Source organism: Streptomyces sp. NPDC057900 (assembly GCF_042887885.1).
Classification (GTDB): Bacteria; Actinomycetota; Actinomycetes; order Streptomycetales; family Streptomycetaceae; genus Streptomyces.
In genome coordinates this window covers 1,105,240-1,131,413 of sequence record NZ_JBHVOI010000001.1, presented here as the reverse complement: position 1 = coordinate 1,131,413, position 26,174 = coordinate 1,105,240, and the positions used below count along the sequence as shown (strand labels likewise).

17 protein-coding genes are annotated in these 26,174 nt (G+C 70.9%); 9 read left to right on the top strand and 8 right to left on the bottom strand.

From position 1 onward, the window contains the following. The first annotated feature begins 27 nt into the window (after positions 1 to 27). Positions 28 to 4,065, top strand: coding sequence for a molybdopterin-dependent oxidoreductase (locus tag ACFVQ0_RS04655; protein ID WP_390085380.1), 4,038 nt, complete (start codon positions 28 to 30; stop codon positions 4,063 to 4,065). On the opposite strand, the gene ACFVQ0_RS04650 is transcribed toward ACFVQ0_RS04655, so the two are convergent. Then, positions 4,059 to 4,373: a UBP-type zinc finger domain-containing protein gene (locus ACFVQ0_RS04650; RefSeq protein ID WP_390084509.1), complete on the bottom strand. Its 315-nt coding sequence runs from the start codon at positions 4,371 to 4,373 to the stop codon at positions 4,059 to 4,061. The two genes, ACFVQ0_RS04655 and ACFVQ0_RS04650, sit on opposite strands and share 7 nt — an antisense overlap. A gap of 182 nt (positions 4,374 to 4,555) precedes the next feature. Here ACFVQ0_RS04650 and ACFVQ0_RS04645 point away from each other — a divergent pair, with 182 nt between their 5' ends. Together ACFVQ0_RS04645 and ACFVQ0_RS04640 are read left to right on the top strand one after the other, a co-directional pair. Continuing rightward, positions 4,556 to 6,043 carry an AlkA N-terminal domain-containing protein gene (locus tag ACFVQ0_RS04645; protein WP_390084507.1) on the top strand — a complete coding sequence of 496 codons (1,488 nt, stop codon included), beginning with the start codon at positions 4,556 to 4,558 and terminating at the stop codon, positions 6,041 to 6,043. Continuing rightward, positions 6,040 to 6,570 carry a methylated-DNA--[protein]-cysteine S-methyltransferase gene (locus ACFVQ0_RS04640; RefSeq protein ID WP_390084505.1) on the top strand — a complete coding sequence of 177 codons (531 nt, stop codon included), beginning with the start codon at positions 6,040 to 6,042 and terminating at the stop codon, positions 6,568 to 6,570. Before ACFVQ0_RS04645 ends, ACFVQ0_RS04640 begins: the two co-directional genes overlap by 4 nt. An 11-nt stretch (positions 6,571 to 6,581) precedes the next feature. Here ACFVQ0_RS04640 and ACFVQ0_RS04635 read toward each other — a convergent pair whose 3' ends face one another. Continuing rightward, a complete protein-coding gene (locus tag ACFVQ0_RS04635) occupies positions 6,582 to 7,166 on the bottom strand; it encodes a TMEM165/GDT1 family protein (protein WP_390084503.1) in 585 nt (194 codons plus the stop codon). Positions 7,167 to 7,428: 262 nt separating this feature from the next. Beyond that, a complete protein-coding gene (locus ACFVQ0_RS04630) occupies positions 7,429 to 7,929 on the bottom strand; it encodes an NUDIX domain-containing protein (protein ID WP_390084501.1) in 501 nt (166 codons plus the stop codon). 139 nt (positions 7,930 to 8,068) lie between these two features. On the opposite strand from ACFVQ0_RS04630, the gene ACFVQ0_RS04625 reads away from it, so the two are divergent. Further along, positions 8,069 to 9,184, top strand: a complete 1,116-nt coding sequence (locus ACFVQ0_RS04625; RefSeq protein WP_390084499.1) for a glycerate kinase — start codon at positions 8,069 to 8,071, stop codon at positions 9,182 to 9,184. Between the two features lie 84 nt (positions 9,185 to 9,268). Here the strand turns inward: ACFVQ0_RS04625 and ACFVQ0_RS04620 are convergent, their stop codons facing one another. Next, positions 9,269 to 11,638 (bottom strand): discoidin domain-containing protein, encoded by a 2,370-nt coding sequence (locus ACFVQ0_RS04620; protein ID WP_390084497.1) that lies wholly within the window; start codon positions 11,636 to 11,638, stop codon positions 9,269 to 9,271. Positions 11,639 to 11,966: 328 nt separating this feature from the next. Continuing rightward, the gene (locus ACFVQ0_RS04615) at positions 11,967 to 14,102 is read right to left on the bottom strand and encodes a glycosyl hydrolase family 65 protein (RefSeq protein ID WP_390084496.1); all 2,136 of its coding nucleotides are present in this window, start codon (positions 14,100 to 14,102) and stop codon (positions 11,967 to 11,969) included. 356 nt (positions 14,103 to 14,458) lie between these two features. On the opposite strand from ACFVQ0_RS04615, the gene ACFVQ0_RS04610 reads away from it, so the two are divergent. Continuing rightward, positions 14,459 to 15,811 (top strand): glycoside hydrolase family 5 protein, encoded by a 1,353-nt coding sequence (locus tag ACFVQ0_RS04610; protein WP_390084494.1) that lies wholly within the window; start codon positions 14,459 to 14,461, stop codon positions 15,809 to 15,811. 66 nt (positions 15,812 to 15,877) lie between these two features. On the opposite strand, the gene ACFVQ0_RS04605 is transcribed toward ACFVQ0_RS04610, so the two are convergent. The 3 genes from ACFVQ0_RS04605 to ACFVQ0_RS04595 form a co-directional block, all read right to left on the bottom strand. Further along, complete coding sequence (locus ACFVQ0_RS04605; RefSeq protein ID WP_390084492.1) at positions 15,878 to 18,106, bottom strand: CBM35 domain-containing protein; 2,229 nt, start codon at positions 18,104 to 18,106, stop codon at positions 15,878 to 15,880. Positions 18,107 to 18,173: 67 nt separating this feature from the next. Beyond that, entirely contained in the window at positions 18,174 to 19,400 is a 1,227-nt protein-coding gene (locus ACFVQ0_RS04600) for a hypothetical protein (RefSeq protein ID WP_390084490.1), read from the bottom strand. 74 nt (positions 19,401 to 19,474) lie between these two features. Continuing rightward, on the bottom strand, positions 19,475 to 20,740 hold the full coding sequence (locus ACFVQ0_RS04595) for an endo-1,3-beta-xylanase (RefSeq protein WP_390084488.1): 1,266 nt from the start codon (positions 20,738 to 20,740) through the stop codon (positions 19,475 to 19,477). A 411-nt stretch (positions 20,741 to 21,151) separates the two neighbouring features. On the opposite strand from ACFVQ0_RS04595, the gene ACFVQ0_RS04590 reads away from it, so the two are divergent. From ACFVQ0_RS04590 to ACFVQ0_RS04575, 4 genes are all read left to right on the top strand, one after another. Then, entirely contained in the window at positions 21,152 to 22,432 is a 1,281-nt protein-coding gene (locus tag ACFVQ0_RS04590) for an extracellular solute-binding protein (RefSeq protein WP_390084486.1), read from the top strand. 88 nt (positions 22,433 to 22,520) lie between these two features. Next, complete coding sequence (locus ACFVQ0_RS04585; RefSeq protein ID WP_390084484.1) at positions 22,521 to 23,471, top strand: carbohydrate ABC transporter permease; 951 nt, start codon at positions 22,521 to 22,523, stop codon at positions 23,469 to 23,471. A 20-nt stretch (positions 23,472 to 23,491) separates the two neighbouring features. Beyond that, positions 23,492 to 24,403 carry a carbohydrate ABC transporter permease gene (locus ACFVQ0_RS04580; RefSeq protein ID WP_390084482.1) on the top strand — a complete coding sequence of 304 codons (912 nt, stop codon included), beginning with the start codon at positions 23,492 to 23,494 and terminating at the stop codon, positions 24,401 to 24,403. Between the two features lie 42 nt (positions 24,404 to 24,445). After that, positions 24,446 to 26,152: a glycoside hydrolase family 43 protein gene (locus tag ACFVQ0_RS04575; protein WP_390084480.1), complete on the top strand. Its 1,707-nt coding sequence runs from the start codon at positions 24,446 to 24,448 to the stop codon at positions 26,150 to 26,152. The last annotated feature ends 22 nt before the right edge of the window (positions 26,153 to 26,174 follow it).

Genomic DNA, 26,174 nt, shown 5'->3' with positions numbered 1-26,174 from the left:
TGCTCGTACTGCGGGGTGGGCTGCGGCATGGTGCTCGACATCGGCTCGGGCCCCGACGGCCGCCGCAAGGTCCTCAAGGCGTCCGGGGACAAGGCCCACCCCGCCAACCGCGGCCGGCTGTGCACCAAGGGCGCGACCACCGCCGACATGCTCGCCGCCCCCGGACGGCTGACCACCGCGCTGATCCGGCCCGAGCGCGGCGCCGAGCCCGTACCGGCGGGCGTGGACGAGGCGATCGCCGACACGGCCCGGCGGCTGCGGGCGGTCATCGACGAACACGGACCCGACGCCGTCGCCTTCTACGTGTCCGGGCAGATGAGCCTGGAGGCCCAGTACCTCGCCAACAAACTGGCCAAGGGCTTCATCCGTACCAACCGCATCGAGTCCAACTCGCGGCTGTGCATGGCCAGTGCGGGCAGCGGCTACAAGCTCTCCCTGGGCGCCGACGGGCCGCCCGGTTCGTACCAGGACTTCGAGAGCGCGGACGTCTTCCTCGTCATCGGCTCCAACATGGCCGACTGCCACCCGATCCTCTTCCTGCGCATGATGGAACGGGTGAAGGCGGGCGCCAGGCTGATCGTCGTCGACCCCCGCCGCACCGCCACCGCGGACAAGGCTGACCTCTTCCTCCGGATCAGACCCGGCACCGACCTCGCCCTGCTGAACGGACTGCTGCACCTCCTCCACGAGAACGGGCACACGGACACCGCGTTCATCGCGGAGCGCACCGAGGGCTGGGAGGCCATGCCGGAGTTCCTCGCGGACTACCGGCCCGCCGCCGTCGCGGAGATCACCGGCATCCCGGAGGCGGACATCCGGCGGGCGGCGCGGTGGATCGGCGGCGCGGGGGAGTGGATGAGCTGCTGGACGATGGGGCTGAACCAGTCCACGCACGGCACCTGGAACACCAACGCGCTGATCAACCTGCACCTGGCCACCGGTGCGATCTGCCGGCCCGGCAGCGGCCCGTTCTCGCTCACCGGCCAGCCCAACGCCATGGGCGGCCGCGAGATGGGCTACATGGGACCCGGCCTGCCGGGACAGCGGTCGGTGCTGGTGGACGAGGACCGCGCCTTCGCCGACGCACTCTGGGGCCTGGAACCCGGCACCGTGCGCGAGGACGGCTCGGGCGAAGGCACCGTCGACATGTTCCGGCGGATGGCGGCGGGCGAGATCAAGGCCTGCTGGATCATCTGCACCAACCCCGTCGCCTCCGTCGCCAACCGCCGGACCGTCATCGAGGCCCTGGAGACCGCCGAACTCGTCATCACCCAGGACGTGTTCGCCGAGACCGAGACCAACGCCTACGCCGATGTGGTGCTGCCCGGCGCGCTGTGGAGCGAGAGCGAGGGCGTCATGATCAACAGCGAGCGCAACCTCACCCTCGCCCGCCCGGCCGTCGACCCGCCCGGCGAGGCGCTGGCCGACTGGCGGATCATCGCGCGGATCGCCTGCGAGCTGGGGTACGCCGACGCCTTCGGCTACGACAGCGCAGAGGAGGTCTTCGAGGAGATCAAGCGCGCCGCCAACCCGCGCACCGGCTACGACCTGCGCGGCGTGAGCTACGAGCGGCTGCGCGCCACGACCGTGCAGTGGCCGGCGCCCTCGGCCGACGGCCCCGACCGCAACCCGGTCCGCTACCTCGGACCGGACGGCGGCCCGGTGTTCCCGACCGCGAGCGGGCGCGCCGTCTTCTTCGCACGTCCGCACGTCCCCGCCGCCGAGATGCCGGACGACGACTACCCGTTCGTCCTCAACACCGGCCGCCTGCAGCACCAGTGGCACACCCTCACCAAGACCGGGAAGGTCGCCAGGCTCAACCGGCTCGACCCGGCCCCGTTCGTCGAACTCCACCCAGAGGACGCGCGACGCCTCAAGATCGCCGGGGGCGACTCGGTCGAGGTCGCCTCCCGGCGCGGCCGGGCCGTGCTCCCGGCCGTCGTCACGGACCGGGTGCGGCCGGGCTGCTGCTTCGCACCCTTCCACTGGAACGACCTGTTCGGGGAGTACCGCTGCGTCAACGCGGTGACCAGCGACGCGGTCGACCCGGTCTCCTTCCAGCCGGAGTTCAAGATGTGCGCGGTGACGCTCGCGAAGGTCGCCCCGGTGCCCGGTGTCTCCCCGGCACCGGGCACCGACGACTCCGACGCTCCCGGCGGTGAACCGGCGCAGCCGCTGCCGGTCGCCACCGCGCCGCCCGGTGCCGGGGCCGTCTTCGGGCTGGAGGACGCGCCGCCGCCGGTCCTCGCGGAGCACGAACGCCAGTACCTGGTCGGCTTCCTCGCGGGTCTGCCGTCGGGAACGCCCGGCGTTCCGGTGCTGCCGGCCGGTGCGCCGTTCACCGGGGAGCACGCGCGATGGGTGAACGGTGTGCTCGCCGGGATGTACTCACGGGCGCCGCGGACCACGGACGAACCAGCCGCGGCGGACCCCTCCGGCAGCCGCGAGGTGGTCGTGCTGTGGGCCTCGCAGACCGGCAACGCGGAGGAGTTCGCCACGGCCGCCGCAGCGCGGCTGACCGCGACCGGCCACCGGGCCCGGCTCATCGGCATGGCCGACGCGGACCCGCGCGCCCTCCCGCCCGCCGCCGACCTCCTGCTGATCACCAGTACGTTCGGCGATGGCGACGCCCCCGACAACGGGGCCGGGTTCTGGGAGGCCCTGACCGCCGCCGACACCCCGCCCCTGGACGGCACGCGGTACGCGGTCCTGGCCCTCGGGGACTCCTCGTACGACGACTTCTGCGGCCACGGCCGGCGGCTGGACCAGCGCCTCGACGAGCTGGGCGCGGTCCGGCTGGCCCCGCGCACCGACTGCGAACCCGACTACGAGCCCTCCGCCCTGAGCTGGCTGGACCAGGTGCTCACCGGCCTCACCGCCTCCTCGCCGCAGGCCGTGGCGCCCGGCCGGGGGACCACGCCGACACCCGCACCCGCGCCCGGCGCCAAGCCGGTGCCCGTCACGGCGCGGCTGGCCGGAAACCGGCTCCTCAGCCGCCCCGGCGCGGGCAAGGAGGTCCGCCGGTTCACCTTCGACACCCGTGGCGCGGACGGCCCCCTCACCTACGAGGCCGGTGACGCCCTCGCCGTACACCCCGTCAACAGCACCGGGCTGGTGGCCGAATGGCTGGCGGTCACCGGCCTCGACGCCGACGCCCCCGTCGAGGTCGCGGGGCTGGGCGCGATCCGGCTGGCCGAAGCCCTGCGCCACCGGCTGGACATCACCGCCCTGACCCCCGCCCTGCTCGGGTTCGTCACCGAACGCACCGGCGACCGGGCCCTGAAGAAGATGCTGCGCCCCGACAACAAGGGCGAACTCGCCCGCTGGTCCTGGGGCCGCCAGGCGGTCGACGTGCTGGCCGAGTACCCGGTCCGCGCCGCACCGCAGGAATGGGCCGGCATCCTCAGACGCCTCCAGCCCCGCCTGTACTCGATCTCGTCCAGCCCGCTCACCGACCCCCACCAGGTGTCCCTGACCGTCTCCGTGGTCCGGTACGAGAACCTGCGGGGCCGCCCCCGCAACGGGGTGTGCTCGCCCTTCCTCGCGGACGCCGCCCCCGATGCCCCCGTGTCGGTCACCGTGCGGCGCGCCCCGCACTTCCGGCCCCCGGCGGGCCCCGACACCCCGCTGGTGATGGTCGGCCCGGGGACCGGCGTCGCCCCCTTCATCGGCTTCCTGGAGGAGCGCAGGGCCCGCCGCCACCGGGGGCCCAACTGGCTCTTCTTCGGAGAACAGCACCGGGCCACCGACTTCTATTACGAGCAGGAGCTGACCGACCACCTCGCCGACGGCACCCTCACCCGCCTGGACACCGCCTTCTCGCGGGACCAGCGCGCCAAGGTCTACGTCCAGGACCGGATGCGTGAACACGGCGCCCGGCTCTGGTCCTGGCTCCAGGACGGCGCCCACTTCCACGTCTGCGGCGACGCCGCGCGCATGGCCAAGGACGTCGACCGGGCCCTGCGCGACATCGCCGTGGCGCACGGCGGCCTCGACCAGGACGCGGCGGCGATGTACGTCAAGCAGCTCGCCGCCGACAAGCGGTACGTCCGGGACGTCTACTGAAGAGCCCGCGCGGGTCCGGCCCCCTCGACGTCGAAGGTCAGCTCGTCCTCGTAACACCACCACCAGGTCTCGCCCGGCTCGTAGGAGCGGATGAGCGGGTGTCCGGTGGCGGAGTGGTGCGCGGTGGCGTGTTTGTTGCGGGAGGAGTCGCAGCAGCCGACGTGGCCGCAGGTCGGGCACACCCGCAGATGCACCCAGGTGTCACCCATCGCCACACACTCCGTGCAGGAGTCGGTACTGTCCGGGGCGACCCGCCGCACCTGGTCCAGGTGGGAGCAGAGCGGCGCCGCCGCCTGTGCGTCCGTCATCGTCGGCCTCCTTCTCGTCGCTCCCCGCAGCGGCCCCGTTCCATTCTCGTGCGAAGTGCGGAACGGGGCGAGGGGAGAGCACGGAGCGGGGCGGACGGGGCGGATCACGGCGGCGCAGGCAGCTCAAGGCTGATGTCGGATTCTCGCCAGCCCCGCCCGGCCGGGTGCCCCATGCTTGAACCATGCACACCGACACCGAGCGCTGCGTGCGGGCCGTCCGCTCCAAGGACTCCCGCTTCGACGGCTGGTTCTTCACGGCGGTCCTGACCACCGGGATCTACTGCCGGCCGAGCTGCCCGGTCGTGCCGCCCAAGGTCGAGAACATGACCTTCTACCCGAGCTCCGCCGCCTGCCAGCAGGCCGGATTCCGGGCCTGCAAGCGCTGCCGGCCCGACACCAGCCCGGGATCGCCCGAGTGGAACGCCCGCGCCGACTCCGTCGCCCGTGCGATGCGGCTCATCCGGGACGGGGTCGTCGACCGCGAAGGGGTGACCGGTCTCGCCACCCGGCTCGGCTACTCGGCCCGGCAGATCGAGCGGCAGCTGCTCGCGGAACTGGGGGCGGGGCCGCTGGCCCTGGCCAGGGCGCAGCGCGCGCAGACCGCGCGGGTGCTCATCGAGACGACCGGGCTGCCCATGGCCGAGGTGGCGTTCGCGGCCGGGTTCTCCTCGATCCGTACCTTCAACGACACCGTCCGCGAAGTCTTCGCCCTCGCCCCCGGCGAACTGCGCGGCCGGGCCGCCAGGTCCGCGAAACCCCCGGCCACCCCGGGCGTGATAGCGCTGCGGCTGCCCTACCGCGCCCCCCTCAACCCCAGCAACCTCTTCGGACACCTCGCCGCGACGGCCGTCCCCGGCGTGGAGGAGTGGCGCGACGGCGCCTACCGCCGCACCCTCGGCCTGCCGTACGGGCACGGCATCGTCGCCCTCACCCCGCACCCCGACCACATCGCCTGCCGGCTCTCGCTCACCGACCCGCGCGATCTCACCCGCGCCATCAGCCGCTGCCGCTGGCTGCTGGACCTCGACGCCGACCCCGTCGCCGTCGACGAACAGCTGCGCACCGATCCGCTGCTCGCCCCGCTGGTCGACAAGGCACCGGGGCGGCGGGTGCCGAGAACTGTGGACGGTGCGGAGTTCGCCGTACGGGCCGTCCTCGGCCAGCAGGTGTCGACCGCCGCTGCCCGTACCCACGCGGCCCGGCTGGTCACCGCCCACGGCACCCCCGTCGAGGACCCGGAGGGCGGCCTGACCCATCTCTTCCCGGCCCCGGACGCGCTGGCCGGACTCGACCCGGAGCAGCTGGCCCTGCCGCGCAGCCGCCGCCGGACGCTGACCACGCTCGTCGGGGCGCTGGCGGGCGGTTCGCTGAAGCTCGGCACCGACACCGACTGGGAGAGGGCGCGGGCCGAGCTGGGCGCGCTGCCCGGATTCGGGCCGTGGACGGTCGAAGTCATCGCCATGCGGGCGCTCGGCGATCCGGACGCCTTCCTGCCGACGGACCTCGGTATCCGGCGGTCCGCGCAGCAGCTCGGCCTCCCCTCGACACCGGCCGCGCTCACCGCCCGTGCGGCGGGCTGGCGCCCCTGGCGGGCGTACGCGGTCCAGTACCTGTGGACCGTGGACGACCACCCCATCAACCACCTTCCGGCACAGGGAAGTTCATCGTGACCTCAGCACGCACCAGCACGGCCTCCGCGGCCCGGCGGCACACCGTGACCGACAGCCCCTACGGCCAGCTGACCCTCGTCGCCACCGACGGGGTCCTGGCCGGTCTCTACATGACCGGTCAGCGTCACCGTCCGCCCGAGGAGACCTTCGGCACGCCCGATCCGGGCCCCTTCGACGAGACGATCCGGCAGCTGGACGCCTACTTCGCCGGTGAGCTGCGGGAGTTCGACCTCCCGCTGGACCTCGCCGGCACCCCGTTCCAGCGCACCGTCTGGGCCGAGCTCCAGCGCATTCCCTACGGCGAGACGCGTTCGTACGGCGAACTGGCGGAGATCCTCGGCAAGCCCGGGGCCTCGCGGGCGGTGGGGCTGGCCAACGGAAAGAACCCGGTCGGCATCATCGTGCCCTGCCACCGGGTGATCGGAGCGTCGGGGGGCCTCACCGGCTACGGCGGCGGACTCGACCGCAAGCAGCGGCTGCTGGCGTTCGAGAACGGCACGCGGGACACCACCCCGACGCTCTTCTAGACGCGGGCGGGTCAGGCGGTGAAGATCTCGATGACCGTCCAGATCGCCAGCCCCAGCATGCACAGGCCGCCGATCCGCTGGACCGTCTTGAGGGGCACGCGCTTGGCGATGAACCGCCCGGCGAGCAGCGCCAGCGCCGATACGGACATCAGGGCCGCCGCGGACCCGATCGCGGTGGACCAGGCGCCGTTGCTCGCGGCCAGGTTGGCCGTGGTGATCTGGGTCAGGTCGCCCCACTCGCTGATGAACACCGCCATGAACGCCGTCGAGTACACCGGCCAGAAACCGGTCACGGTCTTCGGGGCGTCCTCGTCATCGTCGTCGCCCCCGCCGGCGCGCAGCAGCATGAACGCACCGAACGCGAAGAGCGACGCCGAGACGAGCTTGACGATCCAGTCGGGCAGCAGCCCGAGCAGACCACCCGCCCCGACCGCGATGGCGACATGGACGATGAACGCGGACGACGTACCGAACCAGACGTAGAGCGGGCGCATGCGGGTGCCCATGGCCAGCGACGCGAACATCGTCTTGTCGGGGAGCTCCGCGAGGAAGATCAGCCCGAAAGCGGTGAGGATCGCCAGGGGGTCGAGATGCATTCCGGGTGGCTTTCTGTAAGAGCCGGGCCCCGGATCTTCCGCGAAGTGCCACTCGGGCGTTTTCGGAGGACCACTCGGCCCGGCATGACGGCACCACCCGCGGGACGCGGGTGTGTCATACCTGACCGAAGGTCTCGCCCGTCCGTGACCTTCCACGGACCCGGCCACCGGGAACCCGGAGGTTCCAGTGTGTCGACGACCGGTTTGCAGGGCTACTCCCCTTCGCAGCCATCAACACTACCTCAACCGGCAGCGGGGGCGATCACCCGTTCGAGCCGACGGGCAGCCCGTCCTCCAGCTCCGCCGCGCCCGCGCCCGAGTCCAGCACCTCCAGCGCCGCCCGCACCCGCAGCAGGAGCCCGGCGGGCAGATGGCTGCCGAGCTCCGCCCGGTCGACCAGCTTCCACGACAGCAGCTCGTCCTCCTGGATGCGCACCGCCTTCAGCTGCTCCTCGTCGAGCACGCCGCCGTCGTAGACGTAGGCGACGATCGGTGGCCGGGCGGTGCCGCGCGCCCAGTCGACCGCGAGCAGCCGGCCCGGCTCCAGATCGAGGCCGATCTCCTCGGCCGACTCGCGCCGGGCCGCCTGCCGCGGGGTCTCGCCGTCGGCCGACTCGATCGTGCCGCCCGGCAGGGTCCAGCCGTCCCGGTAGTTCGGCTCGACGAGCAGCAGCCGGCCCTCCGCATCCCGGAAGACGCAGGCGGCGCCCGCGAGCACCTTGGGGAGTCCGTCGATATACGTGGCGTAGTCATCGGTGGTCACACGAGCAGCCTAGGGTCTTTCGGGCGCGGGTCCAGGGCACGGACACCCATGGGCAGGGAGCGGGTGATCCGGATATGGTCGGGGCGGCGCGACTGCCTGTTCGAAAGCAAAGGGATTCAAGGTGACGGACGGAGCAGTGATGGAGACCGCACGCGTGCTCGTCGCGGCGGACAAGTTCAAGGGCTCGCTCACGGCGGTGCAGGTCGCGGAGCGGGTTACGGCGGGGCTGCGGCGCATCGCGCCCGAGGTGCCCGTCGAGACCCTGCCCGTGGCCGACGGCGGCGACGGCACGGTGGCCGCCGCGGTGGCCGCCGGATTCGAGCGCCGCGAGGCGCGCGTGACCGGGCCGCTCGGTGACCCCGTGACGGCGGCGTACGCCCTGCGCGACACCACGGCGGTGGTGGAGATGGCGGAGGCCTCCGGCCTCCAGCACCTTCCCGAGGGGGTGTTCGCCCCGCTCACCGCGACCACGTACGGCTCCGGAGAACTGCTGCTCGCCGCGCTCGAAGCGGGCGCGCGGACCATCGTGTTCGGGGTCGGCGGCAGTGCGACGACGGACGGCGGCGCGGGCATGCTGGCCGCGCTGGGCGCGCGGTTCCTGGACGCGGACGGCAAGCCCGTGGGTCCGGGCGGCGGCGGGCTCGCCGACCTCGCCTCCGCGGACCTCTCCGGGCTCGACCCGCGGCTCACCGGGGTCGACCTGATCCTCGCGAGCGACGTGGACAACCCGCTGACCGGACCGAAGGGCGCCCCCGAGGTGTACGGGCGGCAGAAGGGCGCGACGGAGGAGGACATCGCGGTCCTCGACGCCGCTCTCGCCCACTACGCGTCCGTACTGGGCCCGGATCACGCCCGCCTGCCCGGCGCGGGTGCGGCAGGCGGCATCGGTTACGGGGCGCTGGTCGCCCTCGGCGCGCGGTTCCGGCCCGGCATCGAGGTGATGCTCGACGTTCTCGGCTTCGCCCCCGCGCTGGCCCGCGCCACGCTGGTCATCACCGGTGAGGGCTCGCTCGACGAGCAGACCCTGCACGGCAAGGCCCCGGCGGGGGTCGCCGCGGCGGCCCGCGCGGCGGGTATCGAGGTCGTCGCGGTCTGCGGCCGCCTCGCGCTGCCCCCGGAGGCGCTCGGCCGGGCCGGGATCCGGCGCGCGTACGCGCTCACCGAGCTTGAGCCGGATCCGGCGGTGTGCATGGCGGAGGCGGGGCCGCTGCTGGAGCGGGCGGCGGAGTCCATCGCCCGGGATTTCCTGCGCTGAGCTGCCCGTAGGGCCCTCGCGACGGCTGCGCCGGCCGCCGGACGGACGTCTCACGCGTCCGTCCGCCGGCCGGTCTGTCACGGCTCAGCCGCTGGTGGTGTAGGCCTCCAGTTCGGAGAGCTGCGCCGCCGGCCACCCGGTGTTGCCGGTGAATGTCAGCCGCAGATACCGGGCCGACGTGCCGGGCAGGGTGACGGTCGCCTTGTTGCCGCTCGACGGATCGAAGGTGTAACCCGCGGAGCCCTTCAGCGAGTTGAACGTGTTGTTGTCGGTGCTGCCCGACACGCTCAGGGTCTGCGTACGGGTGGCCCAGGCCGCTGCCGGCGGCAGCTTCAGGACCAGCCGCTTGACCGCCTTGGCCGCGCCCAGATCGACCGTGATGGTCTGCGGGAAGGCGTTGTTGGTGCTCTCCCAGTAGGTGTTCGCGTCACCGTCCACGGCCCTGGACGCGCCGTACACGTCCGCGTGGCCGGACTCGGTCACGCTACGGCCCTGGGCGATGTTGCCGGTGTCGGTGGGCGGGTCGGTCGGGTCGGTCGGGTCCGTGGGGTCGGTGGGATCCGTCGGGCCGCTGCCGCCCTGCGGCACACCGCCGTTGGTCCACACCGGGGCCGGCCAGTTGCCGGTGCAGGCGGGCGGGTCGGCGTACCAGCCGGAGTTGCCGGTGCCCCGGGTGATCTGGAAGCCGCTGCCCACGCAGTTGTGGATCGGGTTGGACTGCGCGATGTGCGTGGCCACGACGTTGTCGAAGGTCGCCGTGCCGGGGGACTGGACCTGTAGCGCGTAGGTACCGGCGCCGTCGATCTTGATGTTCTTGAAGTGCACTCCGTTGGTCGCGCCCTCGATGAAGTGGATCGCGGCGTAGGAGCTGTCCAGGATCTCCGTGTCGGTGATGTTGATGGTGGCGTTGATCGGCTCGTTGAGACCGCTGAACCAGACGGCACCGACGCCGAACTGCCAGTTGTAGTCGTTGTTCCCGGTGCGGATCAGGGTGTTGCGGGCCGCCGTCGTGGTACCGGAGACGGCCGTTCCCTGACCGGAGTTGACACCTGGGTAGCGGTTGGCGATGTGCAGACCGCCGCCGTTGGAGATGGTGTCCGACATGACGTTGTCGGAGATCGTGATGTCCTTGCCGCCGTACGTCACGATGTTGTTGGCGAGGATCGGCAGGATCACCGTGTTGAACGTGAACTTGTTCTTCACGTTCGGGATGTTCTCCGCCCACATCGCCAGTCCGTCGTCACCGGTGTTGCGGACGAAGGTGTTGGTGACGGTGGAGTTCGTGACGCCGTAGTGGAAGTTCACGCCGTCGGCGGTCTGGTCCAGGATGCGGCTGTTCTTGATGGTGAAGTTGTCCATCGGGCCGTCCATCCAGGCGCCGCACTTGGTGTGCTGCATCCAGATGTTGTCGACGGTGGAGTTCGACAGGGCGCCGCCGATGGCGTTGACCTGGTCGTCGTCCACCCGCTCCTGGATGTCACCGATGATGGCGAAGTCCTTGAGCGTGACGTTGCTGCTGCCGCCGTCCCTGGCGTACTTCCCGTAGACGCCGACGGCCTTGCTCCGGTTGGAGGGGTCGCGTCCCGTCAGCACGGAGTACCAGGGACCGGCGCCGCGCAGCGTCACCTTGTCCACGACGATGTGGTCGCGGACCTGGAAGGTGCCCTGCGGGATGTAGACCTCCTTGCCCTGCGCCTTCCCCGCGTCCACGGCCGCCTGGATCTTGGCGGTCGAGTCCGCGGCCCCGGTCGGGTCGGCGCCGAAGTCGGAGACGACGTCGAGTGCGCCGGACGGCTTGGCGGTCGGCGCGGCCACCTGCTCGAAGTCCGCCAGGTCGATGGTGAACGACGGCGACGCGGAGGTGGAGGAGACCTGTAGCCGGACCTTCGTCCCGGCGGCGAGGGTCGACCCGAACATCGTCCGGGCCTCGTCGTAGAAGTGGTGCGGGTTGGTGTCGCCCGGGTTGTTGTTGAAGGGATAACCGCCGTAGTACCAGCCGTACTTGGAGGTGACGGGCACCGACTTCGGCGACCCGCCGTTCACCAGCACGTTGATCGAGGCGTCCCGGCCCGATCCGGCGGCACTGTCCGGCAGTGAGTAGCGGAAGGACATCGCGTTGGCGGGTGCGGTGAGCGTGAACTCCACGTACTCACCGACCGCGTCCAGCGTCACGGCCTGCCGGCCGGAAGCCTCGGAGGGCAGCGTGCCGTACAGCCGGTTCGGGCCGATCAGCGTGCCGTTGGTGGCCGCGTACTCGGCTTCCTGCTCCTTGAACGGAACGGTCGCACCGCGACCGGGAACCGCGACGGGGGAGGGGGCGGGGACCCCCGCCGCCTGGGCGGACGGAGCGCTGGACAGGACCACGGCGGCGGCGGTGCCGACCGCGGCGAGTGCCAGCGAGAGAGAGGCGGATATGGAGCGTCTGAGCAACGGGCGTCTGGGTGGTGGCGTCACTGAGGGATCGTCCTTGCGGCTCGTGGGGGCTCTGCGGACGTGCCACAGGCTAGGAGTAGTACCGCAAGGAAGTCCACGCTGGTGCGCAAGATTCTGCCTATGATGCTCAAATTCATGACTCAAACCTGAGATTAGTACGTGTTGGCGGCTGCCTCGTCCGTCGTCCCGGGCAGCACGAAGGCCGTCCGACGCAAGTGGCTTGCGTCGGACGGCCGGGGGTGGGGACGTGCGGGTGAAGCGGGTCCAGGGCGGCCCCCCGTTCACGGAGCGGCCACGGAACCGTGGCTTCTCGCGGGGAAGCGGTGGCGGTACCGTGCCGCCGGGTTCCTCAGTCGCTCACCGGGGCCCGGGCGCCGAGGAGTTCGAGGTCGGCGAGCGCGACGCGGCATCCCTTCCTGGCCGTCAGGACCAGTCGGAACCGGTTCGAGGTGACCGGTGCGAACCGCAGGGCCGTCGCCGTGTTCGGGGCCGGCGCGCGGTCAGAGCCCGGGCCCGTCCGCACGTCGTGCCAGCGGTCGCCCTCCCGGTACTGGAGGCGGTGGTCGGCGGGTATCCGGATGCCGGAGCCGGGCCCCTCGTCGCAGTAGTGGATCCGCGCCCGGTCCACGGTGACCTCGGCAGCCGTCGTGACCGTGAATTCCACGGTCCGGGCGCCGTCGGACCCGGACACCCAGCGGTTGACCGGGGTGCGGTCGAACCAGACACGGCCGTCCACGGCAGCCGCCGGCTGTGTGCCGTCGCCCGAGGAGGACGCCGTGGCCTGCGGGAAGCCCTCCCCCTTGTGGTTGAAGGCACGGTTGGCGAGCGGGGCGGGACGGCGCACCGGAGCGGGGCGCAGATCGACCGTCGTCCCCGACAGCGGACGCCCCGACGCCACGAGCCGGCCGTCCACCCAGACGCACAGTCCCCGGATGCCCAATCGGTAGTGGCTGCCGTCCCGGTCGTAGACGACGCTGACCTCGCGGCCGTGGTAGGAAACGTTCTGAAGTGCGAAGTGGTCCCATGAACGCGGCACGAGCGGCCGCACCCGCAGCGTGTCGCCCGCCGACGGGCGCAGCCCCAGCAGTCCCGACAGGACGAGGTCGGCGAAGGTCGAGTGGTTGTAGTGCTCACTGCGGTCCGGGAAGTCGGCGATCCACTTCCCGGTGTCCGGGTCGAGGTTCTCCGCGACATAAGGGCGCCGGTCCTTGCGCTGCTGGGCGGCGTACTGGTGCAGCAGCGCCGCGTAGTCGTCGGCCCCCACGGGGGAGTGGGGCCGCTCGTCGAGCAGCCGGGCCATCGCGGTGAGCACCTGGCTCGTCTGGAACGGCCAGGACGGCCCGTTCCATTCGCATTCGCCCGGACTGCTGCCGGGCGTGCGGTGCTGGACCAGGTAGTACGGCGACGAGGGCAGGATCGTCCGCAGCCCGTGCGGCCCGGCGAACGCGGCCGGGTCGGTGAGGGAGCGCCACGCCCCGTCGAACCGCGCGTCGGGAAGGCCGAAGTACCACGGGACGAATCCGGCCAGTTCCGGGCCGCTGACGAAGCCGGACCGGCGCTCCGGGTACTGCGGTCCGAACCGGTCCGTGAAGTGCCCGAACTCCGGGCTCCACAGGGCCTCCTGCACCCGCGCCCGAAGCTTCCCCGCCCGCGCGGCGTGCGCCCCCTCCAACGCGCGGTCCCCGGCCAGCCCGGCGATCCGTCCCACCGCGCGATGACCGGCGAACAGATAGCTGTTGAGAGTCGGCCGGAACGCCTCTCCGGCCCAGCCGTCGCCCACGTCGAGACCACTCGTCGTGAACTCGGTGGCGTCGTTGACCGGAGCGATCCAGTAGAGCTCCATGTCCTGGTCGTAATGCGTTTCCCAGGCGGCGAGATCGGCCCGGAGCGCGTCGAGATGGGCGAGCGGCACCCGGCTGTCGCCGCTCACCTCATAGTCCGCCCACACCGCGTCCCCGATCCAGGAGGTGTACTGGCGCAGGGCCCCGCCGCCCCCGAGCCACCAGGCGAGCGTGTCCTCGACGTAGGTGCGGTCGCGCAGCCAGCGCGCCTCGTGGATGTGGTGCCCGACGGCCGCGCTGATGGTCGAGTTGGCGCCCTCCCACGAGACGGAGGGCAGGAACTCCGTGATGAGCATGCCGTCGGCCGTGGAGCGCAGATGCTTCTTGAACGCCTCCCAGCGGTAGTAGTACGTGTCCTGGACGGTGTCGTCGGGAAGGTCGACGAACGGGATGTTCGCGGCGTACCAGTCGGCGTCGGCGCCGTACCGCCGGTGGGCGAGGGACCGCACATCGAGCGGAGGCCGGGGTGAGTGGCGCGCGGCCCCGGCCGGGGCCGGGGCCGCCCCCGCGGTCCCCGCCGCGGGCAGGGCGAGCGAGCCGGCCGCGAGTCCGATCACGGCGGCGTCGCGGCATACCTGACGCCGGGTGGAGCCGGCTGCCGGGGTCTCGCTCGCGTCGTCGGAGCGGGCGGAACGAAGAGTCATGGTGGTCTCCTGAGCGGTGTCCGCGCTGGTGTCCAGGCGTCCGGACAGCTTGTCCCGAGGCCATATTTACAACGTTATATAGGTCAACTCGTAGGCCGGGCAAGGGTGGTGACATTCGCAAAGTCGAGCCGCCGCGGCACCCCGGGGCGAGGATCACGAAACAATGACGAAAGCGTTGACACGCCCCGCGGCGCGGTGTCACGGTTCCGAACGCGGGCACCCTCCCGGCCGGCGTCGCGCACCGTTCTCGCCCGGCCGGGGCCCTCACGGGTGCTGCCCGAAGATCCCGATGCCCCCTTCGCGGACACAGGGTCCGTGGCACATTGGGAGCGCTCCCACCCCAAGGAGCCAGACGCATGATCTCGTTCAGAAGGAAGCGCCTCGCCGTGGCGGCGGCCGCCACCGCCACGGCGACACTGTTCGCACTCTGCGGCCCGGTCGCCGCCGAGGCCGCCCCCGCCCCCGCCGCCCCCTCCCGGGCCGCGGCGGGGGACGACTGGCTGCACACCGACGGAAACCGGATCGTTGACCAGAGCGGTCACCGGGTCTGGCTGACCGGGGCCAACTGGTTCGGCTTCAACGCCACCGAACGGGTCTTCCACGGGCTGTGGTCGGCCAATCTGGATACCGTCACCCAGCAGATGGCCCAGCGCGGCATCAACATCGTCCGTGTGCCCATCTCGACCCAGCTGCTCCTGGAATGGAAGAACGGCCAGGCAGCTGTCCCGAGCGCGGTCAACACCTGGGCCAACCCCGAACTGAAGGACAAGACGACGCTGGAGGTCTTCGACGCCTTCCTCGCGACGGCCCGGAAGTACGGGATCAAGGTGCTGCTGGACGTGCACAGCGCCGAGGCCGACAACTCCGGGCACATCCACCCGGTGTGGTGGAAGGGCTCGATCACCACCGAGCAGTTCTACACCGCCTGGGAATGGGTCACGGACCGCTACAAGGACGACGACACCCTCGTGGCGATGGACATCAAGAACGAGCCGCACGGCAAGCAGTCCGAAAGCCCGCGCGCCAAATGGGACGGCTCCACCGACCAGGACAACTTCAAGTACGCCTGTGAGACCGCGGGCAAGCGCATCCTGGCGGTCAACCCCAAGGTGCTGATCCTCTGCGAGGGCATCGAGGTCTACCCGAAGAACGGCACGGACTGGAGCTCCACGGCGGAGGCTGACTACCACTACGACTGGTGGGGCGGAAACCTCCGCGGGGCGGCCGAGCACCCGGTCGACCTCGGCGCCCAGCAGGACCAACTGGTCTACTCCCCGCACGACTACGGGCCGCTCGTCTTCCAGCAGCCGTGGTTCCAGGGCACCTGGGACCGCACGACGCTGGAGCGCGACGTCTGGGATCCCAACTGGCTCTATCTGCACAAGAACAACACCGCACCTCTGCTCATCGGCGAATGGGGCGGTTTCCTCGACAACGGCCCCAACGAGAAGTGGATGAAGGCACTGCGCGACCTGATCGTCGAGAACCGGATCAGCCAGACCTTCTGGTGCCTCAACCCGAACTCGGGTGACACCGGCGGACTCCTCAACAACGACTGGACCACCTGGGACGAGGCGAAGTACGCCCTCCTGAAGCCGGCCCTCTGGCAGGAAGGCGGCAAGTTCGTCAGCCTCGACCACCAGGTCCCGCTCGGCGGCGAGGGCGCCACCACCGGCATCAGCCTCTCGGACCTCTACGGGTCCGGCTGACCGGCACGCCCGTGCCCGGGAGAGCGTGCGCCCCCTCCCGGGCACGGGCTGCGGCGGGACACCCCGTCACGCGAGACGCAGGGCGAGCCAGTCCAGTTCGGCGAATCCCTCCGCCTTGGTGAGCTTGATCCGGTTCACCCCCTCGGACAGGGTGACCCGGACGGTGGCTGTGCCCGCGACGGCGTCCTGCCGGGGCCCGCTCAGCCAGTCGCCGGTCGAGGGGTAGGAGACCGTCCCCGCTCCGGCCCCGTTGACCGTCATCAGGTGACTGGCCGTCCCCGGCTGCCCGTTGGCGTACCCGACGTCGACGAGGTAGGAGCCGGCTCGCGGCGCGTCGACGGCGAACTCCACCGAACTGGTGGGCCCGTCGATCCCGCCCACGTAGTCGGGGAACTCGTTCCACTGGTAGTGCCGCAGGCCCGCGTCGGTCACCGCGGCGAGTTCCGCCTCGTAGCGGTGGGTGTCGGGGCGCACGTCGACGAAGTCGAGCTCGGCGTATCCGGTGCCTTTGGCCAGTGTCACCGTGTTGGGGCCCGCCGCGAGCGCGACGCGTTTGACCGCGGTGCCCATCGTCGTGTCCGCCCAGCCCCCGGTGGCCGGGTAGGTCACCGGACCCTGCGCCTGTCCGCCCACCCGTACCTCGTGGGTGGCCGTGGCGGCGGTGCCGTTCGCGTAGCGCACGGTCAGCAGATGGATCCCCGACTTCGCCGCCTCCACGGTGAAGGTCACCGAACTGTCCGGCCCGTCGATCCCGCCGACGTAACCCCGGCCGGAGGCGAGGACCGCGTCGCCGCCGGTGTGCGCGACGGTGCCGGACTGCTGCGCGTCCTCCGCCTCGTACGTACCGGGGTACGCGGCGGCCGGGGCGGCCGGCTCGACGATCACCCGGTAGCCGTTGAGGCGTTCCATCCCGCGGAGGGGGACCGTGAGGTCTCCGCCCGCGTCCAGCGGCAGCACCTTGTCGTACAGGTGGTACGTCCCGGTCTGGGGGTCGCCCGCCCGCTCGGCCCGGCGGTCGGTCGCGAGCGGATCGGTGGTCCACTTCGCGTAGTCGATCCTGACTCTGACCTGCGGCCCGAGGCCCCGTGCGGCCAGTCCGAGCAGCCGCAGGTCGATATCGCCGTCGTCGCCACCCGCCAGCACCGTCACCGCGCGCGACGCGGAGTCCCAGGACGCCACCGCGTCGGAACCCTGGTAGTGCCGGGTGTCCCAGCGGCTGACGGCCAGTTGGGAGCCGCGCAGTTCACGGAACCAGTTCATGAAGTACCAGCCCCCGTTGGGCTTCAGTCCGCCGGGGGTGCGGCGCAGGCTGTTGCCGAGCAGCCCGGGGTTGGTGTAGATGCCCATGGCCGCCGAGTCGACGCCGTACCGGGCGAATTCCGCCCAGTGCTTGATCATGGTGCCGGGCACGCCCTCGAACTCGCCGTTGCCCGGTCCGTACTCCTCGATCATGACCGGCCGGGGAGAGATCCCGAGCTCCTTCTCCAGCGGGCGGTAGTAGCGGGTCAGGCTCTCGGGTACGTCGCCCGGACTGGGGCCGAGGCTGTGCCAGCCGATGATGTCGGGCAGCGTGCCGGTGTCCTTGGCGTTGACCAGGAAGTCCCGCATCCGCGGCTGCCGGTCCGCGGACTCCCACGGGTTGTAGTGCTCGTAGTTGGGGCCCATGATCTTCACGGTGGTGTCGAGGGTCCGGATACGGCGGACCGTGGCCGTCCAGAGCCAGTTGACCTTGGCGTCGTAGGTGGCGCCGGGGACGCGCGGGTCGGTCATGAACGGGCTGTCCGCCCGCGGGCCGAGTTTGTTGTCCGGTTCGTTGAGCGGGGCCACCGCGGCCAGCACGTCCTTGTACTTCTGGATCGAGCGGGTCGCGCTGTCGACCTTGCCCATCCAGTCGTCGACGCCCTTCCAGACGTACGGCCAGCCGCCCATCAGATCGTTGTAGCGGCCGACCATCTTCACCCCGGTGCCCCGGAGCTTCCCGGCCACCGACTCCGTGGAGCTCGGGTAGGAGATGTCGCCGTCCGGGCTCTGGTGCTGGGCGAGCAGTACCTGAGCACCGTCGGCGAGCGCGGCCGGGGTGTCGGGGGTCGTCGTCACGCCGAACAGGGTGCCGAGCCCGGCCTTGGTCAGCGGTCCGGACTGGCGGCCGGTGTCCACGGTGATCACCTCGGGGGCCGCGGCGGCCCGGCCGGCCGCCGTGCTGTCCCGCGCCCCGCCGGAGATCAGGGAGCCGGCCAGGACCGCCGCGACCAGGAGGGCCGACGCTCGCGGACGGTGGGGTGCTGTAGGGCGCACGGTGTTCCTCTCAAGTGGGGAGAGCGGGAAAGACGACGGCGACGCACGCGGTCGCGGGGCACCGCCGTCAGCGGCATCGCGCGGTGAAGCCGTTGTCGGCGAGTCCGCGGCAGAAGGAGGCCTTGGCCGCCGTGTAGCGGGACAGCCGGCCGTCCACGAACCAGGTCGTGTCCGGCGCGAAGTCGAAGCTGCCGTCGTCGATGCCGTCCCAGCCGTAGCGGAAGTCCAGATTGATATAGACGACTGAACGGATCACCCCGCGCAGGTCGTACTCGCCGGGGAGGTTGGGGATCGGGCCCCGGTAGTTCATCAGCGAGAAGAGCCGCCGCACCCAGCGGTCGCCCTGCTGCTGCTCCAGGCCGTCCGTACTGCCGTTGTCGGCGGTGAAGTTCATCATGCCCGCCTCGGAGAGGATGACCGGCTTGCCGTGGTCCTTGGCGAACTTGACCAGTTTGAGGACGTTGGCGTCGTGGTCGAAATTGCGCCACACGGCAGCCGGGTTGCCGTTGGCGTCGGTGTCGATGTACGCGTTGCGGCACTGGTTCGCGGCGATGTCGTAGTTCTGCGGCGGGGTGCCGTTGTAGAGGTAGCCGTGCTCCTGGATCGGCAGGCAGAGCTCGTGGGCGAAGATCGAGACCCCCACCCAGTCGACGGCCGCGTCCCCGGGATACAGCGCCTCGAACTCGCCGCGTACCGGGTGGTAGACGAACGACACGTTGTGCGCGGTGGAGTGCCCGTCCAGGTAGGCGGCGAGCGTGTTGAAGGCGTTCTTGTACGAGGAACAGCTCGCGTCGGTGCAGTGGTAGAAGGTGCTGACCTCGTAGTCCAGGCGCAGTTTGAACGCGGCCGAGGGGTGGGCGTTGGTGAACGCGAGCAGGCGGTCCAGCTGGGCGGTGTGGCCGCCCGCCGCGATCTCGGCGGTGACCGCCCGTGATCTGGCGGCCTTGGCATTCTCGTCGCCGCCCTCGAAGCCGGGCGGGTTGTCCTTCCAGCTGATGCCGATCTGCACGGTCTTGCCCTGGGAGGCCAGCTCCTCGGCGAAGGCACGGTGTTCGGCGTTGACCCAGTCGCCGCTGCGCAGTTCGTAGTAGACCGAGCCGCCGTCGGCGCCCTGGGCGAAGGAGTTGAAGTCGTTGAGCGCGCCACGGGTGGACTGGCCGAGCAGCAGTTCGGGCGCGGCCGGGTCGGTCGTGGAGGCGGTGGCCGTCTGTGCGGTGAGCAGGAGCAGTGCGGCGGCCGTCGCGGTGGCGAGGGCGCGCCGGATGCGGCGCAGGCGTGGGGTCACGAGGGGCATGGGTCTCCTCGGTGCGTGGTGGGCGGGACGGGGTGCCGTGCGCGGACCGGCCGGCCCGGCACCCCGGAGGAGCATCAGGGGGCGGTCCGGCTGAGGACGGGGGGCGTGAGCCGGCCGGTGCCGGTCGACCACAGTGGCTTCTTGATCTCGGCGACGAAATTGTCCAGAACCGTGGCATTCGCCTGGACGCGGGAGTCGCCCCAGTTTCCGTTCGCGCAGCCGGGGCCGCCCGCCTGGGCGCCGGGTGAGCACTGCCACTGGGTCTGGGAGTCCCAGTTCGTGTTGATGTAGGCCGCCGCGCGGATGACGTCCTTGTTGGTGTTCACCCAGTCGAAGTAGCCGGCGTGCCAGCCGTCCCAGATGGCCTGGCCGCTCGCGGGTGCCGGGCTGTTGGTGAAGATGCAGCTCGCGGTGTTGGCGCCGGTCCTGGCTCCCTGGGGTGCGGCCTCCGCGACCATCGCGGGCTTGCCGTGCGTCCGGGCGAAGTCCAGCACCCGGTTCTGCAGGCCGACCGGATCGGTGTCGTGCGAGCCGCAGCCCCACTGGGTCTGTACCGAGCGGGAGTTGTAGAAGGCGGACAGGCCGACCCAGTCGACGTAGGCGTCGCCCGGATACCAGTCGTCGAAGTGGCCGGGGTCGGTGACGATGTAGCCCCACTCCGGGTGATCGGTGCTGGTGTTCACCGGCCAGGCGGCGCTCTGCCAGACGGTCGCCACGCGCGTGGCCCCGAGGGCGTCGATGCGTCCCTTGATGTAGCGGAAGGCGTCCTTGTAGAAGTCGGCGTTGTAGCAGTTCCAGGGCCCGTCGAACTCGTAGCCGATGCGCAGCAGGATGTCCCGGTCGTAGCTCTTGAACCGGTTGATCATCTGGTCGACCTTGTCCCGGTACTGAGTGATGAGGTTCGGGCTGCCCGCCGTGACGTCGTCGTCGTTGCGCCCGATGATGGCGCGCAGCGGCTGGTTGTTGCAGCCGGAGGTGGCGTCGGAGAGGTACAGCCCGACGGCCACGGCCGCGTCCGGGTACTCGTTCATCGTCCGGGCGAAGTCGACCGTGCCCGCGCCCCAGTCGACCGGCCCGTCCATGCCGGCCAGCGGTGCGGGCGAGCCGCCGAGCACCAGATTGGTGTAGAGGGTGACTCCGCCCGGTGCCGGCGCCCCCAGCTCCGGCCGGCCGAGCACGTCGGCGCGGTAGTCGGACAGGGTGTCGCTGTCCTGGCCCATCACCATCATGACCTTGCCGTCGGCCGGCACCCCGCGGACCGAGGCGGCGGTGGGGATGGCGGCCGATGCGGAAGAGGGGGTGCCGAGCCCAACGAACGAGAGCAGGGCGGCAAGGGCCACGGCCCCCGCTCCCGCTGCCCGGAGCAGGGGTCGGCGTGGCGTCGGATTTCTCATGGCGGCTCCAGAGGGGGAGGGGCGGATGCGGCGGGCCATGGGGTGGCGGCCGGTGAGCGCTCGAATGATGGAGCCGCGGAAAGTACGGGGCAAGAGTGCCCGAAAGTTTCGTTGACCGTTGCAGGTCAGCGACGCATCGCTACGAAACTTTTCCGGACTCCTTGGGTCCACGAGATGCCGTGAGCCCAAATATGCTGTGTTTTGTGCAGTTATCAACCGGCGTAGAAGGAGTGCTGCACCCTGCGGTGATGCAGCTCATTTCAACTTCCCGTAGATTTTCGCGAAACTATTGACAGATGTTTCGGGTCGGCGCGACCTTGGTGCGACTTCATCCCGTACCTGTCCCGGAGGACCACCATGGGCCGTACGCGTGCCCGCAGAACCGCCGCGGCGCTCACCGCCACCGTCGCCCTCGTCGCCCTGTCCGCCTGTGGCGCCGACAGCGGGGACGCCGACGGAAAGATCACCCTGACCGTGGCCACGTTCAGCGACTTCGGCTACAAGCCGCTCATCAAGGAGTACGAGAAGTCGCACCCCGACATCGTGATCAAGGAGCGCATCTCCCAGTTCGACCAGCACCACAACCAGCTGTCCACCCAGATCGCCTCGGGCAGCGGAGCGGCCGACGTTGTCGCCATCGAGGAGGGGTACCTCCCCAAGTTCCGGGCCGTGAAGGACAAGTTCACCAACCTCGCCGACTTCGGCGCGCAGAAGCGCAAGGGCGAGTACCTGGGCTGGAAGTGGGATCAGGGCACCCTCGGAGGCACCGGCTTCGTGATGGGCTACGGCACCGACGTCGGAAGCCTGGCCATCTGCTACCGCAAGGACCTCTTCGCGCAGGCCGGACTCCCCACGGACCGCGAGGAGGTGGCCAAGCTCTGGCCCACCTGGGACGCCTACTTCGCCGCCGGCGACACCTTCCGGAAGAAGGTGAAGGACAAGGCCTGGTTCGACAGCTCGGGCAACATCTTCACCGCGATGATGAACCAGACCCGGTACGGGTTCTTCGACGCCGATGACAAGTACGTCGGCAACACCAACCCGAAGGTCCACGAGTTCTTCGAGGCCACGGCGGAAGCGACCGCCGACCACCAGTCGGCCAACCTCCAGCCCTTCAGCCAGCAGTGGAACGCGGGGATCAAGCAGGGGCGGATGGCCACCATGACCTGCCCGGCCTGGATGACCGGCCAGATCAAGACCGCCGCCGGTGACGCGAACGCCGGAAAGTGGGACATCGCGGCCGTCCCCGGCGGCGGCGGCAACTGGGGCGGGTCCTTCCTCACCGTCCCCAAGCAGAGCAAGCACGTGAAGGAGGCGGCCGCGCTGGCCGACTTCCTGACCTCTGCCGCCTCCCAAAAGAAGATCTTCACCGGCCCGGTCGGCGCCCTGCCCTCCCTCGTCACGGTCTTGAACGATCCGGAGATCAAGGGGACGAAGCAGCCCTACTTCAGCGACGCGCCCACCGGCGAGATCTTCGTGTCCTCGGCCAAGGGTCTCCAGCCGAACTATCGCGGCACCAAGGACCAGCAGGCGCGCATCCCCTTCGGCAACGCCCTCCAGCTCGTCGAGCAGGGCAAGGCCGACCCGGACAAGGCATGGAACAAGGCGCTCGAAGAGGCGGACAAGAACCTCCGCTGACCGTGAGCGGCGGTGCCGGCGCCGTCCCGGCACCGCCGCGGCCCCCACCCACCCCGTCCGACCCCGACACACCACACGGAGTACGCGCATGGCGCTCCAGGCACGCATCCAACCGGGCCACGGAAGGAGTGGACGCCGAGCCGGCCGGCTGCGGCCGGAGCGGCATCTGCTGCCCTACCTCTTCATCGCCCCCTTCTTCGTCGTCTTCGGCATCTTCGGGCTCTACCCGCTGCTCCAGACCTTCTGGGTCTCGCTGCACGACTGGGACCGTCTCGCCGGCCCCGGTGACTGGACCGGATTCGACAACTTCACCCGGCTGCTCGGCGACTCCGACTTCTACACCGCCACGTTCAACACACTGAGCATCTTCGTGCTCTCCACGGCCCCCCAGCTGCTGGCCGCCGTCGCCCTGGCCTGGCTGCTGGACCGCAAGCTCCGTGCCAGCAGCGTGTGGCGGGCCCTCGTGCTCGTACCGCAGTACGTCTCCGTCGTCGCCGTCGCACTCGTCTTCTCCCAGCTCTTCGGCCGGGACTTCGGCATTGTCAACTGGGCCCTGGAGGGCCTGGGCCTCATCGGTTCCCCGGTCGACTGGACCGCCGACACCTGGAGCTCGCACCTCGCGATCAGCTTCATGGTCATGTGGCGCTGGACCGGCTACAACGCGCTGATCTACCTCGCCGCGATGCAGGCCGTCCCGCGCGAACTGTACGAGTCCGCCCAGATCGACGGAGCCGGACGGCTGCGCACCTTCCTCAAGGTGACCCTGCCGTCCATCCGCCCCACCGTCGTGTTCACGGTGGTCATCTCCACCATCGGCGGACTCCAGCTCTTCGCCGAACCCTTCCTCTTCGACCAGCAGGGCAATGCCGAGGGGGGCGCCGAGCACCAGTTCCAGACCCTGACGCTGATGCTCTACAAGTACGGCTTCATCAACAACGACGCCGGATACGCCTCCGCCATCTCCTGGGTGCTCTTCCTCGTCATCGCGGCGATCGCCGCACTGAACTTCCTGCTCGTACGCCGTTCCGACCGCGGCTGACCCGGTATCAGGAGAACTCCATGGCCCTCACCACACCCACCCGCGCTCCGGCACCCCGCAGCGCCGAGCAGGGCGGTCGGCGCCACCGGCCGCCCCGGACGGGCCCCCGCCGCCCCGAGAGACCCGGAGCGCTCGCGTACGCCGTGCTCGCCGCCGTCATCGCCGCCTCGGTCTTCCCGCTCTACTGGAGCTTCGTCGTCGCCTCGCACGACGACAACTCCGTCCTCGCCGGCTCGACCCCGCCGCTGATTCCGGGCGGGCACCTCTTCGAGAACATCCAGCGCGTCTTCGAACTGTCCGCCTTCTGGCAGGCGCTGGGCAACTCACTGATCGTGGCCTCGACCACCGCCGTCAGCAACGTGCTGCTGTCCTCCCTCGCAGGCTTCGCCTTCGCCAAACTCCGCTTTCCGGGCCGCGGCTTCCTCCTGGTCTGCGTAGTGGTCACCGTCATGGTCCCCACCCAGCTCGGCATCATCCCGCTCTCCATGCTCGTCACCGACATGGGCCTGTACGGGAAGCTCTCCGCGCTCATAGTGCCGGCGCTGGTCTCCGCGATCGGCGTGTTCTGGATGCGGCAGGCGGTCGAGGAGAACATCCCCGACGAACTTGTCGAAGCCGCCCGGATGGACGGCGCGGGCCTGCTCCGCACCTACTGGCACGTGGTGGTGCCGGGGGTACGGACCACCGCCACCGTGCTCGGCATGTTCACCTTCATGTTCGCCTGGAACGACTACTTCTGGCCGCTGATCGCCCTGCCCCCGGAGAACGGCACGGTGCAGATCGCCCTCAACCAGCTCGCGGCCGGTTACTACACCGACTACACGCTGATGCTCGCCGGGGTCGTGGTGTCCGTCCTGCCGGTGCTCGTCGTGTTCACCGTCCTGGCCCGCCGGATCGTCTCCGGGGTGATGGCCGGGGCCGTCAAGGGCTGACCGGCGGCACACCTTCCCTCCCACCCACGCGTCAGGAGACCCATGACCGCCGCGCCGAGTATCCGCGAACCCGGCTTCACCGGCGGCAGCGCCGGGGCCATCGTCAACCCCGTGCTGCCCGGATTCCACCCCGACCCCTCCATCCTGCGGGTCGGCACCGACTACTACATCGCCAACTCGACCTTCGAATGGCTCCCGGGCGTCACCCTCCACCACTCACGGGACCTCGTGCACTGGCAGCCCCTGGGCGGCGTGCTGGACGAGGAACGGCTGGTCGAACTGACCGGCAGACCCGACTCCGGCGGCATCTGGGCACCCTGTCTCTCCTACACCGACGGGCAGTTCCACCTCGTCTTCAGCGACGTCACCAATCTCGCCGGCGCGTTCAAGGACGTACGCAACCAGGTCGTCACCGCCCCCACGCCCCAGGGTCCCTGGTCCGACCCCGTGCCGTTCCCCTCGCACGGCTTCGACCCGTCCCTCTTCCACGACGACGGGCCGGGCGGCGACGGGTCCAGCTGGGCGCTGTGGATGGAGTGGGACCACCGGCCCGGACGCCACCCCTTCGGCGGCATCCTCCTCCAGGAGTGGGACCGGGCAGCCCGCCGGGTGACCGGACCGGTCCACCGGATCTTCAACGGCACCGGCCTCGCCCACACTGAGGGCCCCCACCTCTACCGCCACGACGACTGGTACTACCTGCTCACCGCGGAAGGCGGCACCGGCTGGAACCACGCCGTCACCGTGGCCCGCGCCCGCCGTCCGGAAGGGCCGTACGAGACCGACCCGGCAGGCCCGCTGCTCACCTCCGCCGGGCACGCGGACCACCCGCTGCAGAAGGCCGGACACGGCAGCCTGGTCTCCACTCCGGCCGGGGAGTGGTTCCTCGCCCACCTGGTGGCCCGGCCGCTCAGCCCGCGCGGAGCCTGCGTCATGGGCCGGGAGACCGCGATACAGCGGATCGAGTGGCCTCCCGACGGCTGGCCGAGGCTGGCCGCCGCCGCGACCGGCGAGGACACCCCGGCCACGCCGCGCTCCGCCGTAGCCGGGCCCGCGCTGCCCCCGGCGCCTCTCCCGGCGCCGCCCGTCCGCGACGACTTCGACGGTCCGGTCCTCGGCCCCGTCTGGTCCACCCTGCGCCGGCACCCGGACCCGCGCTGGCTGAGCCTGACAGAGCGTCCGGGGTACCTGCGGCTGCGGGGCGCCCAGTCGCTCGGCTCCACCCATCACCAGTCCCTCGTCGGCCGCCGCCAGCAGTCACCGCACTTCACCTTCACCACCACGATGAGCGCCGAGCCCGGCTCACCACTCCAGATGGCCGGCCTGACCCACTACTACAACTCCACGCTCTGGCACTATCTCCACCTCACCTGGGACGAGGAGCTCGGCCGCGTCGTGCGCCTGGGCGTCTGCGGCCACGGCGTCTACAGCGAACCCAGCGCCCCCGTGCCCGTGGGGGACGGCCCCCTGGACCTGCGGCTGGCGGTACGGGGGGACCGCGCCCTGTTCTCCGTCCGCCCGGCGGGGCCGGGCGTGTGGCGGCCGGTCGGGCCGGAGCTGGACACCACCCCGCTCTCCGACGAGAGCGCCACCCAGGGCGACCCGGACACCGGCCACTTCCGCTCCTGGGGATTCACCGGTGCCTTCATCGGGCTGTGCGCCCAGGACCTCACCGGAGCGGGGGCGCCGGCCGACTTCGGCTGGGCCGAGTACCGGGCCGATACGCTCTCCGAAGCGACTGACCAGTGACCACACAGAGAAACGGACGGCA

Bases quoted from the DNA above. Each gene is read 5' to 3' on its own strand.
- ACFVQ0_RS04585 (WP_390084484.1), top strand. From the start codon at position 22,521: ATGGCGCTCCAGGCACGCATCCAACCGGGCCACGGAAGGAGTGGACGC.
- ACFVQ0_RS04650 (WP_390084509.1), bottom strand. From the start codon at position 4,373: ATGACGGACGCACAGGCGGCGGCGCCGCTCTGCTCCCACCTGGACCAG.
- ACFVQ0_RS04615 (WP_390084496.1), bottom strand. From the start codon at position 14,102: ATGACTCTTCGTTCCGCCCGCTCCGACGACGCGAGCGAGACCCCGGCA.
- ACFVQ0_RS04610 (WP_390084494.1), top strand. From the start codon at position 14,459: ATGATCTCGTTCAGAAGGAAGCGCCTCGCCGTGGCGGCGGCCGCCACC.
- ACFVQ0_RS04590 (WP_390084486.1), top strand. From the start codon at position 21,152: ATGGGCCGTACGCGTGCCCGCAGAACCGCCGCGGCGCTCACCGCCACC.
- ACFVQ0_RS04655 (WP_390085380.1), top strand. From the start codon at position 28: ATGGTGCTCGACATCGGCTCGGGCCCCGACGGCCGCCGCAAGGTCCTC.
- ACFVQ0_RS04645 (WP_390084507.1), top strand. From the start codon at position 4,556: ATGCACACCGACACCGAGCGCTGCGTGCGGGCCGTCCGCTCCAAGGAC.
- ACFVQ0_RS04635 (WP_390084503.1), bottom strand. From the start codon at position 7,166: ATGCATCTCGACCCCCTGGCGATCCTCACCGCTTTCGGGCTGATCTTC.
- ACFVQ0_RS04580 (WP_390084482.1), top strand. From the start codon at position 23,492: ATGGCCCTCACCACACCCACCCGCGCTCCGGCACCCCGCAGCGCCGAG.
- ACFVQ0_RS04625 (WP_390084499.1), top strand. From the start codon at position 8,069: ATGGAGACCGCACGCGTGCTCGTCGCGGCGGACAAGTTCAAGGGCTCG.
- ACFVQ0_RS04600 (WP_390084490.1), bottom strand. From the start codon at position 19,400: ATGCCCCTCGTGACCCCACGCCTGCGCCGCATCCGGCGCGCCCTCGCC.
- ACFVQ0_RS04575 (WP_390084480.1), top strand. From the start codon at position 24,446: ATGACCGCCGCGCCGAGTATCCGCGAACCCGGCTTCACCGGCGGCAGC.